The organism is Haloferax sp. DFSO52 (genome assembly GCF_048158745.1).
Lineage (GTDB): Archaea > Halobacteriota > Halobacteria > Halobacteriales > Haloferacaceae > Haloferax.
The window spans coordinates 18,138-31,488 of sequence record NZ_JBLOPB010000004.1; the positions used below are offsets into that span (position 1 = coordinate 18,138).

General features: G+C 56.5%; 11 protein-coding genes. 9 read left to right on the forward strand and 2 right to left on the reverse strand.

What is annotated here, in order from left to right; genetic code table 11:
• The first annotated feature begins 194 nt into the window (after positions 1–194).
• Positions 195–1,352 (forward strand): lipid II:glycine glycyltransferase FemX, encoded by a 1,158-nt coding sequence (locus ACK3SC_RS17410; protein ID WP_416841516.1) that lies wholly within the window; start codon positions 195–197, stop codon positions 1,350–1,352.
• Positions 1,349–2,386 (forward strand): lipid II:glycine glycyltransferase FemX, encoded by a 1,038-nt coding sequence (locus tag ACK3SC_RS17415; protein ID WP_416841517.1) that lies wholly within the window; start codon positions 1,349–1,351, stop codon positions 2,384–2,386. The genes ACK3SC_RS17410 and ACK3SC_RS17415 overlap by 4 nt, the downstream gene beginning before the upstream one ends.
• A gap of 60 nt (positions 2,387–2,446) precedes the next feature.
• Here ACK3SC_RS17415 and ACK3SC_RS17420 read toward each other — a convergent pair whose 3' ends face one another.
• Positions 2,447–2,728 carry an ArsR family transcriptional regulator gene (locus tag ACK3SC_RS17420; RefSeq protein ID WP_416841724.1) on the reverse strand — a complete coding sequence of 94 codons (282 nt, stop codon included), beginning with the start codon at positions 2,726–2,728 and terminating at the stop codon, positions 2,447–2,449.
• Positions 2,729–3,367: 639 nt separating this feature from the next.
• On the opposite strand from ACK3SC_RS17420, the gene surE reads away from it, so the two are divergent.
• The 3 genes from surE to ACK3SC_RS17435 all read left to right on the forward strand — a co-directional run bounded on the left by surE (position 3,368) and on the right by ACK3SC_RS17435 (position 7,355).
• Entirely contained in the window at positions 3,368–4,243 is an 876-nt protein-coding gene (gene surE, locus ACK3SC_RS17425) for a 5'/3'-nucleotidase SurE (protein ID WP_416841518.1), read from the forward strand.
• Between the two features lie 194 nt (positions 4,244–4,437).
• Positions 4,438–6,180 (forward strand): hypothetical protein, encoded by a 1,743-nt coding sequence (locus ACK3SC_RS17430; RefSeq protein ID WP_416841519.1) that lies wholly within the window; start codon positions 4,438–4,440, stop codon positions 6,178–6,180.
• Positions 6,177–7,355 carry an ABC transporter permease gene (locus ACK3SC_RS17435; protein WP_416841520.1) on the forward strand — a complete coding sequence of 393 codons (1,179 nt, stop codon included), beginning with the start codon at positions 6,177–6,179 and terminating at the stop codon, positions 7,353–7,355. The genes ACK3SC_RS17430 and ACK3SC_RS17435 overlap by 4 nt, the downstream gene beginning before the upstream one ends.
• 172 nt (positions 7,356–7,527) lie before the next feature.
• Here ACK3SC_RS17435 and ACK3SC_RS17440 read toward each other — a convergent pair whose 3' ends face one another.
• Positions 7,528–7,932: a CBS domain-containing protein gene (locus ACK3SC_RS17440; protein ID WP_416841521.1), complete on the reverse strand. Its 405-nt coding sequence runs from the start codon at positions 7,930–7,932 to the stop codon at positions 7,528–7,530.
• A gap of 200 nt (positions 7,933–8,132) precedes the next feature.
• On the opposite strand from ACK3SC_RS17440, the gene msrA reads away from it, so the two are divergent.
• The 4 genes from msrA to ACK3SC_RS17460 all read left to right on the forward strand — a co-directional run bounded on the left by msrA (position 8,133) and on the right by ACK3SC_RS17460 (position 13,283).
• Positions 8,133–8,666: a peptide-methionine (S)-S-oxide reductase MsrA gene (gene msrA, locus ACK3SC_RS17445; protein ID WP_416841522.1), complete on the forward strand. Its 534-nt coding sequence runs from the start codon at positions 8,133–8,135 to the stop codon at positions 8,664–8,666.
• A 1,030-nt stretch (positions 8,667–9,696) separates the two neighbouring features.
• Complete coding sequence (locus ACK3SC_RS17450; protein ID WP_416841523.1) at positions 9,697–10,521, forward strand: ParA family protein; 825 nt, start codon at positions 9,697–9,699, stop codon at positions 10,519–10,521.
• Positions 10,514–11,077, forward strand: a complete 564-nt coding sequence (locus tag ACK3SC_RS17455) for a hypothetical protein (RefSeq protein WP_416841524.1) — start codon at positions 10,514–10,516, stop codon at positions 11,075–11,077. The genes ACK3SC_RS17450 and ACK3SC_RS17455 overlap by 8 nt, the downstream gene beginning before the upstream one ends.
• Before the next feature lie 955 nt (positions 11,078–12,032).
• On the forward strand, positions 12,033–13,283 hold the full coding sequence (locus ACK3SC_RS17460) for an orc1/cdc6 family replication initiation protein (protein ID WP_416841525.1): 1,251 nt from the start codon (positions 12,033–12,035) through the stop codon (positions 13,281–13,283).
• Positions 13,284–13,351 lie beyond the last annotated feature (68 nt).

Consider the following 13,351-nt stretch of genomic DNA (forward strand, 5'->3'; position numbering starts at 1 on the left):
CGGGCCCAACGTCAACTCAAATCGAGAATGTCTTGCGTGGTGATATACCTGGGCACGACCCGAGACGGGTCCCCCGTTGCCCTTCCGCCGGAAGCGACGACCATTGGTTCAGGAGACTGTACGATGGTCAGCCACGCGACCGGAAGGGAGGCACCGCCGACGACACCCCAAGACATCCAGTTTCCTCCCAGACCATGACGATTCACATTCAAGAGTTCGACGAAACTCGACGCGACGAGTGGGACCGATACGTCGAACGGTCGGGGGACGCGAGCCTCTTTCATCAGTATCGCGCCCTCGAACTGCAAGCAGCACATTCGAACTCGACGCTCCACCCACTCGTTGGGTTTCACAACGAACAACCAATCGGCCTCTATCCGATTTTCGAGATACAGAAAGGACCGGTCAGTACTGCGTTCTCACCACCTCCCAACATCGGTGTCCCGTACCTCGGGCCGGTGATGATTACCACCGACCCGATCAAACGACGAAAGCTCGAACGTCGACGCAATCAGTTCATCGAGGGCTGCGCCGACTGGATTGATCGTGAGATTTCCCCGGCGTACACGCACCTCCGTGTCGGCGATTACTACACCGACATGCGAGCGTTCCAGTGGGGTGGGTGTGTCGTCACGCCGAAGTACACCTACAACGTCGATTTGACCCCCGACGATGACGAGCTGTTGTTGTCGTTCAGTCGGAACGCGCGGCGAAATATTAGAGACGGAATCGAGTCGTCGGCAACGATATCAGTCGGTGGGCGCGACGAACTCGAAACGATACTCTCGCTGGTCGAAGGCAGATACGAAGAACAGGATTTAGCCTTCGACGTGCCACCCGAGTTCGTCTGCGACCTGTACGACGAACTCCCAGACGGCCAGGTTCGTCCGTACGTCTACGAACGAGACGGTGAGTTCGTCAGCGGCATCATCGTCATCCAGTACGGCACCACTGTCTCGCGGTGGATGGGAGGTGTCCGCACTGAAGAGAGCTGCAACGCCGACGTGAACGACCTCATCGACTGGCAGATAATCTGCGATGCAAAGGCCGATGGCTGCGTTCGATACGACCTCGTCGGCGCGAACAACCGTCGCCTCAACCGATACAAAGGAAAGTACAACCCCGAACTGGTCACGTTTTACCAGATCGAACACGGGTCACTCCCGGTCAGAGCGGCCGCCCACCTGTATAAAGGTCGGCTCGGAGAAGGCCTCGCCACACTCGCCGAATCCCGTCGCGTACTCGCGCCACGGCGGATGTTGGCAGCAATCCCCTCGTTGACCACCACTCCCAGAAGTGATTCACTTACTGGAGGCGTATTCTCAGACGCCAATTCAAAAGATAACAGATGACACAATTACACCTCGAACAGTTGACCCTCGACGAATGGGACGAAACGCTACCGAACACAGGAGTCGACGTATTCCACTCGTCCGCCGTCCTCGGTGCAATCGACCAGCACTTCGACGGCGAGATGCATCTCCTCGGCGCGTACAAAGGCGAGCAACCAGTTGCACTGCTCCCGCTGTTCGAACGCAAAAATGCGATCGGACGGGTGCTCGTCTCCCCACCACCATCGATGGGAATTCCGTACATCGGACCGGTGATGATGCCGAACAGCCCAAAACAGAGTGTCTACGAATCTATCAACAACGACTTCTCTAAGCTCGTCGTGGACGAACTTGGCGTCCGGTCGAATCGGGCGTTCATCCGAATCCTCTGTTCACCATCGTACGTCGACCCCAGACCGTTCGAATGGGCAGGATTCTCAGTCACGCCGGCGTTTACCTACCGAATCGATTTAGCCTCACAGTCACTCGACGAGGTCCAGGGTCGATTCAGTTCGAGTCTGCGGAAAGAGATTCGGAAAGCACAGGGCTTCGACGTCACCGTCGAAGACGAAGGTGTCGAGGGCGCGCGATTGGTGTACGACGACGTCATCTCTCGATACGACGAACAAGACGAAGCGTTCGGAATGCCGTGGGAGTTCCTCGAATCTGTCGTGGAGGGACTGGGAGAGAACTGCCGCGTGTACATCGTCCGCGACCCGGACGGAGAATATCTCAGTGGAATCGTCGTCCCATTTTCCCACGAGGTCGGGTACTACTGGATCGGTGGAGCGCGCAGTAGTTATGGCGGCGTCAGCATCAACAACCTCATCCACTGGGAGATTCTCGAAGACATCGCTCACGACGACGCACTCGAGTCGGTCACGAAGTACGACCTCGTCGGCGCGAACACCGAGCGTCTCTGTGACTACAAGTCGAAGTTCGGTGGCGAGTTGGTTCCGTACTACACCGTCGAATCCGCGGGTGTTGGAATGAATATCGCGAAGCGGACGTACCAACTGCTCAACCGTGGAAGTGAGCGTATTCCGACGAAGTAAGTGAGGGTGTGGAAGTAGGTGTAGTCGAAACCTACGTGAGGATGGTTCGTCCGAACCGGGTTAGGCCATCTGCTGGCCTTCGATTACCGTCCAGAGACCTTCGGCGTCGTCTGTGATACCGTAGACGCGGCCTTTCTTTCTATCTTCTGGGACGAGCAGTTCGACGAGTGACCGCTCACGTAATTCCTGGAGTGCCCGTGAGACGTGGGCAACGGGTTGTTTCGAGTCGGATGCGATTTGCGTGGGGGTCGCAGGACTTTCGTCGAGTCGTTCGAGGACGTCGACGCGGTACCGTGAACTGATGACGAATCCGATATCGTCCCACTTGACGTCGTCGGCCATCGCGACGGCAGAACTCACGTCAGCATCACCTCCGAGTGGAGTGAGTCGCTGTCGCGAGCAGTCTCATTTCCCGGTGTCGTTCTGGAGGAGCGACGATGGATAGTCGGCTGTGTGTCACACAACAACCAGCGCAGGGACCAACTGCAGGGGGAAAGTTGCGGTTCGAGTTCGACTCCGGAGTGGTGCGATTCCGACAGAGACGCCCGATTCGTGCCAATTAACGGGGAATTAACGGCCAGGGTGGCGTCTTTCCGGAGTGCCGGTCGCACTCGTTTGGAGCTCATTCGTTCGTTAGTACGAACTTAATTACATAAAGTCATCGTTGTAACAATATTCACGATATCGTGACTATCTCACACAGACGAATATTTACAGAAACAGAATCAGACGTTCGGCGCTCAGCGTGGACTGGTCGTAGTTCGAGGTGTGATATGAGTGTGTCGAGATGCCTCGAGGTGTGATTTTGAGTGTATCGAGACGCTTCGAGGTGTGATTTGAGTGTATCAACATGCTTCGAGCCGGGTGTCTCGACCAGCAACCCCCAGATACTGACGAAGACGGTTCCATCGCTGACTCAGTTCGAACTCCGTAATCGAGACTCGGAACAACTACCACTACCGATGAATAGCTGTAACGTAGATGAGCGATTCGCCTTCCACCCTTCAGATTCTCCTCACCAACGACGACGGGATCGACGCACCCGGCATCGCCGCCATGCGTGAAGAACTCACCGCGCTCGGTGAGGTGACCGTCGTTGCCCCCGCAGAGAACCAGAGTGGAGTTGGACGCGCCCGTAACGAACTCGCAGTTTGCCGCGAACATCCGTGGGGCTACGCCCTCGAAGGAACGCCCGCAGACTGCGTTGCCTACGGCCTTCGTGGCCTCGAGACGACGTTCGACATCGTCGTTTCTGGCATCAACGACGGTCCAAACGCTGGAAACTACATCGTCGGGCGCTCGGGGACGGTCGGTGCCGGTATCGAAGCAGCGTTTCTCGGAACGCCCGCGATTGCGGTTTCGAGCTATCACGCTCGCGATTTCTTCTGTCATCCACCCGAAGAGTACGACTTCTCCCGGCCCGCCAGAATCGCTCGCGAACTGACCGAGCGAGTCGTCAGCGTCGGAAGCTTCGACACTGTCGACCTGTTGAACGTCAACGCACCAATCGACGTCCCAAGTCCCCGAATGCGCGTGACTCGTCCGCTCGCAGATTACGACCAGCAAGTTGACCATCACGACGATACAGCACTCCTTTCGGACGGTGACCGGTCCAATGGCCTCCGTGACGACGAACAGCTCGTCAGACTCCGAGACGTCTCGTGGCCAGATACGGTTGGGTACGAGAACCCATTCCCACCCCGTGACGAGCATCGTGACCGGTACCCCGTCGGGACCGACCGCCGGAGCATGGTCGACGGTGAGGTGAGTGTCTCGCCACTTTCTGTCCATCACGGCCACACAGACGACCCACACCTCACGAACGTCGTCGAGACACTCTCAGAACAAGTCGAATGAGCGTGGCCGAACCCAAAATCTGAGACTGACGAGAGCGCACAGTTCCGACGTGAGAGTTCAGTTCTCACGAAGGAGTCCAGTTCTGACGAAGTAATCCAGTTCTGACGTGAGAGAATCCAAATACACTCGTCTCAGGTTCTGTACTGGCAACTATCGGCGGTATGGCTAACTGTACTGGACACTAACATCTCGCAATGCAGGTCCGCGGTTACACCCTCACGCTCGCCATCATCGTGATGCTGTGTTTTGCGAGCGTCGCCCCCGTTGCTGCCGTCCCCGACGCCCGACTCACAGTAAGCGACGCAACGGTGACGCCAGCGACACCAGTCGTCGGCGAACAAGTCGTCGTCACAGTCTCTCTCGCGAACTCTGTCGGGAGTCCGTCGTCAGCCACTATCGACGAGGTTCGACTCGCTGACCCAGTCGACGACACGAGCGTTCGCGCCGAGAATCTGGGTGGGCTCTCGCCGGGAGATTCTGTGACCGTTCCACTCGCGTTGACGTTCACAACGGCGGGGCCACGGACACTGTCGCTCACAGTTGTGGGAACTGATGAAGACGGGGACCGGGTCCGTATCGAACGCCCCGTCCCGATAGCTGTCGAAGACGCACCTCCGCTCGTCGGCGTTCGTATCGACGACGCTGTCGTTGACGCGGAAACACGTGTCCAGGTCTCGCTCTCCAATCCGACGACTGCAGACATGCGAAATATCGTCGTCTCGGTTACGCAAGTCGAAGGAACACCGCTCGTCGGAACTGCCGCTGTCGCGACGCTTCCAGCGGGGACGACCGAGACTCGAAATCTGACTGTCGTTCCCGGTGTCGCTGGCGAGACGACACTCGAACTGCAAGTCAATTACACGACTGCCTCGGGGACTGAACGAGCACAGACACTCAGTACACCGATGGCAGTGAGTACGTTTGCCGACGACGTCCAACTCACGCTCAGACCCGCCAGTGATGGAGAAGACACAGCTGCCGGGCCTGACCTCGCCTCGTTACTCGCCGGAGGCGGCGCAGGTGCCGCGTTTGGTGGCGGCGTCACAGATGGGGCCGACGGCGAAGTCGAGGACACAACCGGTCAGTTCGACGTCGTCGTCACCAACTTTGGGACGGCACCGATAACAGACATCGTCGTCGCACCGACTGGGCCGAGCGGGTCACTGCCTCGCCTCTCGATTCCGGGGCCAATCGAACCCGGTGAATCCGAGACTGCGATGCTCGACCTCACAACTGTCCGCGAGTCGGGGCCCCTCACGTTGCAGGCAACGTACCGCGCCGGCATCCAGTCGGGCACGTCCACGACGACCATCGATTACCGGCCGGCAGTGGCCGACCTCGTCTTCACCGACCTCGACGTGACTGTCGTCGACGGTGAACTCCGTGTCCTCGGCAACGTCGCGAATCAAGGCCGCGGCGACGCCGAGGGTGTCGTCGTCGAACTCGTCGGAACCGACACTGTCGAACCCATCTATCCGCAACAGGATTACTTCGCAGGGCGCATCACGCCGAACGACTTCGCTCCGTTCGAACTGACGGGCACTGCCACGGAAGATGCAACCAACGCCACAGTCACTGTTCGGTACACCGTCGATGGGTTCGAAGTCGTTCGAGAAGCAGTGTTCGACCTGCCGAGCGACGGCCAGTCAGGCGGGTTCAGAGTTGGAAGCCTCGTTGGGGCTGCCGCTAGTGGCATTGGAGGTGGTTCCGTGAGTGACGCTGAAGAGAGTGCCCTGGGTGGCGTTGCAAGTGGCCACACTGGACCTGTCGCCGAATCCTCCGCGGGTGAATCTGAGAGTACAGTAACAGCGAGCACCTCCCGGTGGCCACTCTCAGGGGTCAACGAAACCACGCAAGCCATCGCTCTGGTCGTCGTCGTTACGCTCCTCGTCCTCCCGATTGCTGGAGCGATACGCATTCGTCGCTATCCGAAATGACGAGTCGAACCCAGATTCGCAGCCGAATCTCCACACTCACAGCAGGGCTGGATTCGGCGGTGTACCTCGCCAGACGAAACCTCGCTCGGAATGGCCTCAGGTCGACACTCGCCATCCTCGGAATCATCATCGGCGTGTTCGCGATTGCGACACTCGGAATCCTCGGGAGCGTCATCCAACTCACCGCCGCAGACGCGCTCGGCGGCCTCGGTGACCAGATTATCGTCTCACCGAACGCCGATGCAGGCGTCGAGCGACTGACGGATAGAGACGTGACGACGATTACGCGAGTCGTCGGAGACGGAGCATCAGTGATACCCGTCGTCACGGGTGGGGCGCTGGTCGAACGAGGAGATGCGCAGACCTTCGCCGCCCTCTATGCAGTCGAACGGCCCGGTGAGTTGTTCGTCGCGGGGTCTGGTGAACTCCCCGAACGCCATCGCCGTGGCGCAATCGTCGGAAGCGGCGTTGCCACCGAACTCGGTGTCGAAGTCGGCCGGACTATTACCATCGAAGGACGCGAATACCGCGTCATCGCCGTTCTCGAAGAGTCTGATGGGTTCAATCTCCTCCAACCAGACGGTGCAGTCTTGATTCCGCGAACGGCGTTTGCCGACGAATCGTACACACAGGTCATCGTCCGCGCAGCGTCCGGAAGCGACGCAACAGCCGCCGCAGACGCCATCCGGTCCTCGCTCAACGCCCGCGAAGAGCGTGTCAGCGTCCTCGAACTGTCACGTATCGTCGAGCGAATCGACCAGTTTTTCGGCCTCTTGAACGCGTTCCTCATCGCTATCGGGGCCGTCTCTCTCATCGTCGCCGGCGTGAGTATTCTGAACGTGATGTTGATGAGCGTCTCAGAACGGCGTGGAGAGATCGGCGTTCTCAGAGCCGTGGGAATACAGCGAGAGGACATCCTTCGGACAGTCCTCGTCGAAGCAGGGTTGCTCGGGTTCGTCGGGGGCGTTATCGGTGCGGGTATCAGTGGATTAGTCGCCCTCAGTATCTATCTCGTCGTGCCTGAAGTGACGCTTCCCGTCGTCGCGAACCTGAGAACCGTCGGCTATCTGCTGTTTGCTGTCCTCTTCGGCGTCTTCATCAGTCTCGTCAGTGGGTTGTACCCAGCGTGGCGTGCGGCGAACGAACGGCCGGTTCAAGCACTGCGAGTCAAGTGACGGGAGTGGTGGTTTTCACTCAGCTGTAACCGAGTCCTCGACTCGATTACCAGACGCTCGTCTCGTCACTGCAGTGCGAACCGTCGTCGAAAAAGGCCGCCGTCGAACGTTCCTAGCCACCCGAGAGCAAATGGAGGGTCTACCAGGTTACGCAGTTGTGATAGCTGTGAGTCTACGCCGTCGTAATACGGCCAACCTGAGAGACGTACGCCGCCAGGTCAGACGTGGTGATGATACCGATAACACCCTCCTCGTCGTCGACGACCGGCATGTGGTGGAATCCGTGTGACGTCATGGCTTCTGCGACGTCTGCAATCGGGTCCTGTGCGTCCGCAGTCATGACGTCGGTAGTCATGTATCGTTCGACAGTCGTCTCGGCCTTCGGTTGGCTCTTCGCGACGATCGTGACGAAGTCGGTCGTCGTCAGAATCCCTTCGAGGTTGTTCTCGTCGTCGACGACGATCAAAGAACTGATATTGTTGTCCAAAATCAACTGCGCCGCATCTTCTACGAGCGTGTCGGCAGTCACCGTGACAAGATCCGTGGACATGAGTCTCGCAACAAAGATATCTTCCATAATTAATGCTTAGTGAGGCGAGGTATAAATGTTAGCTTTCAGCACATCTGAGGAATAATTTCAGATACCGCAAAATGCGGGGTGTTGGGCCGGCAAATACAGAATTATCTACAGAAACTCGCAGTTTCGTCTGATTCGAACGAAATCGTGTCTCCTGACCCCGCCGCGGGGCTTAATCTATTCGCGACGTAAGCAGTGGTATGGAAGCCACACAGAAAGCAACGTTCGGTGGCGGGTGTTTCTGGTGCATCGAAGCAGCGTTCAAGGAACTCGACGGAATCTCCGACGTAACGTCGGGATACGCCGGTGGGACCGTGGGGAACCCGACGTACGAGCAAGTTTGTTCTGGAAATACCGGACACGCTGAAGTTGTGCAACTCGAATTCGACCCGAACGTCGTCGCATACGAAGACTTGCTCGACGTGTTCTTCGCCGTCCACGACCCGACTCAACTCAACCGACAGGGACCAGACGTCGGGACCCAGTATCGGTCGGTCATCTTCGCTCACGACGACGACCAACACCGCCTCGCAAAAGCGTACATCGAAGCGCTGGACGAGTCGTACGACGACGATGTCGTGACAGAACTCACTCCGCTCGAGACGTTCTACGAAGCCGAAGAGTACCATCAGGACTACTTCGAGAAGAATCCAAACGACGCCTACTGTCGATTCCACGCGAGACCGAAAGTAGAGAAGGTTCGCGAAAAGTTCGCAGACAAACTCGCTCACTGAACGCCCCCCAGTTGTGGTGGTCGCGAATCATCTTTTGGTCACGTACTGAAGCAGCACAGATTGACAATTTCCACTGGTGGACTCGAACTGGCAGAGACATTGTGACCAAGTTGTACACATGGAAAGCGGTTTAAAAATTGTACAATTTGTGCAAATTGTAAAGTGTGGGAGCAGTCTGAAACGTGAACCGTATTCAAACTGAATGTTGTGGTCGGTGACGGCCGAATTCAGCTGTGCAAACACGTTCGGTTGGGCTACTCTGGAGTCCGTGACTGAACTGCAATCGAGTCTTCACTGAACACCACTCTGTCCGCAGTATTCTCCCGTAAGAGTTCGTGAAACTCAAATTTTCGAGAGTGTACACGATGTGGGAATTCGACACAGTTGAGCACAGGTGGACAGCCTACAATTTCTACAATTTCCAGAGTGTCCGAAGTGTGTGAATTGTAGCGCTACCGACGAAGACCGGCAGTGTTGCGTTGGGGTATGGATTTTCCCTGTCGCGGAAGTTGCATGAGTTAGCCACGTGCAGAGTGTCGAATTGGGTCCTAGTAGTAGAAGAGGAACGGAGAACTGTTGTGAGCGGCGGCAGAGACAGACTGCGTGCACCGTGAACGATGTTCCCACAGTCGACACAGTCGAGAGAGTGTGCAATTCCAGAACGTTCGAGACACTCTAAACCTCGTGCACCGTCCACACCGCTCACAAATCCAAAAACATCCACAATTTCACCAATTCCTACAATTCCTACAATTCCTACACTTTCTACAATTTGTAGAGGTCGTAGGATTTATAAAAATTGTAGAGCTTGTAGAAGTCCCACAAAGTGCGAACAGCCCACACAGTTACAACAGTGTTGACAGTCTAAAAGTCGTGGATAGGATTATGTACCGGGAGGCGGAACGTGATTTTGAGTGCCCGTATGCCCACGCCGCCCACAATTCCCACACCGGTTGCACGGTCTAAACGGTTAGCACAGCCCACACATTGTACAAATTGTGGAATTTCCACGCCGCAGGAGCGCAGCTAAATGTCGCGAGCAGTGAGTGTCTCCCTCCAGAAAGGAGGCGTCGGAAAGACGACAATCGCGATTAACCTCGCAGATGCACTCGCCGCACGGGGCAACGACGTCCTCCTCGTCGACTTAGACCAACAGGGGAACGCGACCGAAGGCGTCGGAATGAAAGACGCCTACGAGTCCGCAGAGCCAAATATCGGAGACGTCCTGACAGACGACGACCCAGTCGATGTCCGCGAAACGATACACCCTCGTGACCACTTCGACGTCCTCCCGGCACACGTCGATTTAGACGACATCGAAGACCGGGTTCGAAACTCGACGTTCGGTGTCCTCTGGGTTCGACGTCGAATCGTCGACCCACTGCTTGAAGACGAGTACGACTACATCGTCATCGACTCACCACCGAGTCTCGGCCCGCTTTCGGACGCCGCTCTCATCGGGACCGGTCACGTTGTGGTTCCGCTGTTGATGAGTGAACCGAGCGTCAGCGGGTTCGAGCGCATGTTCGAACAACAGATCGGTCCCATCCGACGGGAAGTCGACCTCGATATCCTGGCGATCGTCCCAAACGACCTCACGGGGAACAACGAAGAAAAACGAATCATCCGCGATTTAGAAGACTCTCCGTTCGAGAAATTTATCCCAGCGTTCGCACGGTCTGACCTCTTCGACGACCCCGACTCCAAAGGACCAGGAATCCGACACCGAATCGCGTTCAGTCGTGCGTGGCGTGACGGGAAGACACTTCGGGAGTACGACCCAACGAACGATATGCTCGACCGACTCGACGAACTCGCCGCTCTCGTCGAGCGAGGAGACACCAACGATGCCTAAAGAAAATCGATTTGCAGGCCTCGGAGAGGCGATCACTAACGACGACGAGAGTGAAGAGGACACCGAAAAGAGCGAAGAAAAGCCCGAAAGTAAAGGGCAGGACAGCGACGCACGAAGTTCAGCAGCACAATCTGAGAACGTAGAAACAGCGGCCACAGGTCGCCCCAAGAGCGGCGACGATAGCAACGAAGACAACGTGGGCGACGAGGACAACGTGGGCGACGTGGGCGACGAGAGCGGCGAGCCAGCAGAGTCCAGTAGAGAAGCGACCGCGTCAACAACAGAAGCTGGAACGAAAGAACCACCAGCAAGCCCTGTCGAAGACGAAGGTGGACCCGCATTCGAATTCGAAGCAACGACGGCAAAGAGCATCTACGTTCGAGAAGAGACACTCGAACGGTTGGACGACGCTGAGTTTGAAGTTGAATCCCATCTCCGTCGCGAGTACGACATCCGCGACTTGACCGGACGCGAATTTCACGATGCACTCATCCGTGTCGCCGCCACGTACTCTGACGAGATTGCCGACGTCGTCGTAGAGACTCGAGACAACTAGCACACCTGAGACAAGGCTAGCACACCTGGGATGCAGTGGTTCTTCCACTCTGCACCAGATGGAACTCAGCGGACTATGCGGGAATATCGACATCGAATACCTAAATCGACACCGAATAGCGAGTAGTGAGACCTCAGTACTGCGGACAGAGTGGTGTTAGTTCCCGTACGAGGTGCGATACAGCTCAAGAGTACCGAAAATCAACGAGAAGGAACACCGTCTTGTCCGGAGTAATCATATCTCAAGTGGGCTGTATCACCCGAGAAGGGCTAATTCTGGCACCGCTCAGCTGTTCTCGGATCCAATCACAAGTCTCGAGACTAACCACAGTTCTCGAGCGGTGAGTATCCACACACGGATTCGTTGTTGTGAGAAACGTTGTGGAAATCAGCGTGAGAACAGATTCCATCGATCATGATCCGTCGAATCACGATGTCCGTCATCTAGATTAGCACGAGGAAGGGTACCACAGATACCGCTCAACGGTACCCCAGACACCACTTTGTCCGCTGTTCTCGTGATGAGAGACGGCCGAAACCAGTTGTGTTACGACTGTTTGCGGAGAGTTTCTCGGTGGCGATCACTCGTTAGTCGTGAGAGAAGAGTAAATTGAGTCGAACACTCACACCACTTTGTCCGCTGTTCTCGGAGAGAGAAGGAAGGGCACCCTCGACCTGAGCCGAATCTGCATTAATTACAGACCGAAAATGGCTGATTGATGTCATGTTGAGCAGCAGCAACCATTGTTTTACTCCACTACGGATTTGGTTTTATTTTTGAGGTAATAAATGTTTCTCCTTAATTAGACAACCAAAACGACCACCGGACACGTTCGATTGGGTTAACTGCGGACATAGTGGAGGGGGTGTGTCCCCCGCCGAGTATATAAACAACTGGAACAGCGGACACTCCGGACACGGTGGTTTTATAATCGAAGTGGTCGAACCCTAGGAATATGCCCCTGTTCGAGCGAGATACCGAGATCTATCGGGATCGGGACGCCCTTCGTGAGGATTACCAACCCGACGAACTCGTGGGGCGTGACGAGGAACTCCGAACGTTTCAGGCGGCGTTGCAACCTGTCATCAACGGCGAGCAGCCGAACAACATCTTCCTCTACGGAAAGACTGGTGTCGGGAAGACCGCTGCATCACGTTACTTACTCAGTCACCTCCGCGAAGACGCGAGTCTGTACGACGATATCCATCTCACCGTCGTGTTTCTGAACTGTGACGGACTCACGAGTTCGTACCAAATCGCGACGCGACTCGTCAACGAGTTTCGGTCGGAGTCGAACCAGATTAGCACGACGGGATATCCACTCGGGTCTGTCTACGAGATGCTTTGGCAAGAACTCGACAACACAGGAGGCTCTATCATCGTCGTCCTCGACGAAATCGACCACGTCAACGACGACAGCATCCTCTATCAACTACCCCGCGCACGCGCGAACGGTAACTTGGACGAGGCTAAAGTCGGGCTAATCGGTATCTCGAACGACTTCTCGTTCCGTGACGACCTCTCTCCGAAGGTCAAAAGCTCGCTGTGTGAACAGGAGATTCACTTCCCTGCGTACAACGCGAAAAACCTCCAGGCAATCCTCGAACAACGGGCAACGGTCGCGTTCCGCGAGGGGGTACTCTCCGACGAGGTGATACCGCTCTGTGCGGCCTACGGTGCGAAAGACGCCGGTGACGCCCGTCAGTCTATCGACCTCTTGATGAAGGCTGGCGACTTGGCACGTGACGACGACACCGACTGCATCACTGAAGAACACGTTAAACGTGGCCGCCGAGCGCTCGAACGGGGTCGAATCAAAGAAGGAATCAACGGGCTCACCGAACACGGGCATCTCGTCCTCTACTCCCTCCTGACGCACGAATTGGAGGGCCAGACACCGATTCGGTCTCGTGACGTTCGACCACGATACACGCGGTTCACCGAACTCGCGAATCGTGATCCACTGGTTCCTCGACGCATGCGTGACCACTTGAGTGAACTCGCGATGCTCGGCATCGTCTCAGTTACCGAACGTAACGAGGGTCGACGCGGGGGAACCTACCGTGAGTACGCCCTCGACATGGATGTTGGTCTCATTATCTCCGCGATGCGTGACACGATCGACCTCGTCGGTGTTCACGAGACGGTCGAACCGTATCTCGACGGAGACCAAGCGAGCACTCTCGACGACTTCGTCGAACAGTAAGTACTCTGGTTGAATACACTGTACACGACTACTAGCGGTTGAATACTACGGACAGAGTGGTGTACATC

Excerpts from the sequence above, each read along its gene's own strand:
- ACK3SC_RS17410 (WP_416841516.1), top strand. The coding sequence starts at position 195 with ATGACGATTCACATTCAAGAGTTCGACGAAACTCGACGCGACGAGTGG.
- ACK3SC_RS17415 (WP_416841517.1), top strand. The coding sequence starts at position 1,349 with ATGACACAATTACACCTCGAACAGTTGACCCTCGACGAATGGGACGAA.
- ACK3SC_RS17420 (WP_416841724.1), bottom strand. The coding sequence starts at position 2,728 with ATGGCCGACGACGTCAAGTGGGACGATATCGGATTCGTCATCAGTTCA.
- surE (WP_416841518.1), top strand. The coding sequence starts at position 3,368 with ATGAGCGATTCGCCTTCCACCCTTCAGATTCTCCTCACCAACGACGAC.
- ACK3SC_RS17430 (WP_416841519.1), top strand. The coding sequence starts at position 4,438 with ATGCAGGTCCGCGGTTACACCCTCACGCTCGCCATCATCGTGATGCTG.
- ACK3SC_RS17435 (WP_416841520.1), top strand. The coding sequence starts at position 6,177 with ATGACGAGTCGAACCCAGATTCGCAGCCGAATCTCCACACTCACAGCA.
- ACK3SC_RS17440 (WP_416841521.1), bottom strand. The coding sequence starts at position 7,932 with ATGGAAGATATCTTTGTTGCGAGACTCATGTCCACGGATCTTGTCACG.
- msrA (WP_416841522.1), top strand. The coding sequence starts at position 8,133 with ATGGAAGCCACACAGAAAGCAACGTTCGGTGGCGGGTGTTTCTGGTGC.
- ACK3SC_RS17450 (WP_416841523.1), top strand. The coding sequence starts at position 9,697 with ATGTCGCGAGCAGTGAGTGTCTCCCTCCAGAAAGGAGGCGTCGGAAAG.
- ACK3SC_RS17455 (WP_416841524.1), top strand. The coding sequence starts at position 10,514 with ATGCCTAAAGAAAATCGATTTGCAGGCCTCGGAGAGGCGATCACTAAC.
- ACK3SC_RS17460 (WP_416841525.1), top strand. The coding sequence starts at position 12,033 with ATGCCCCTGTTCGAGCGAGATACCGAGATCTATCGGGATCGGGACGCC.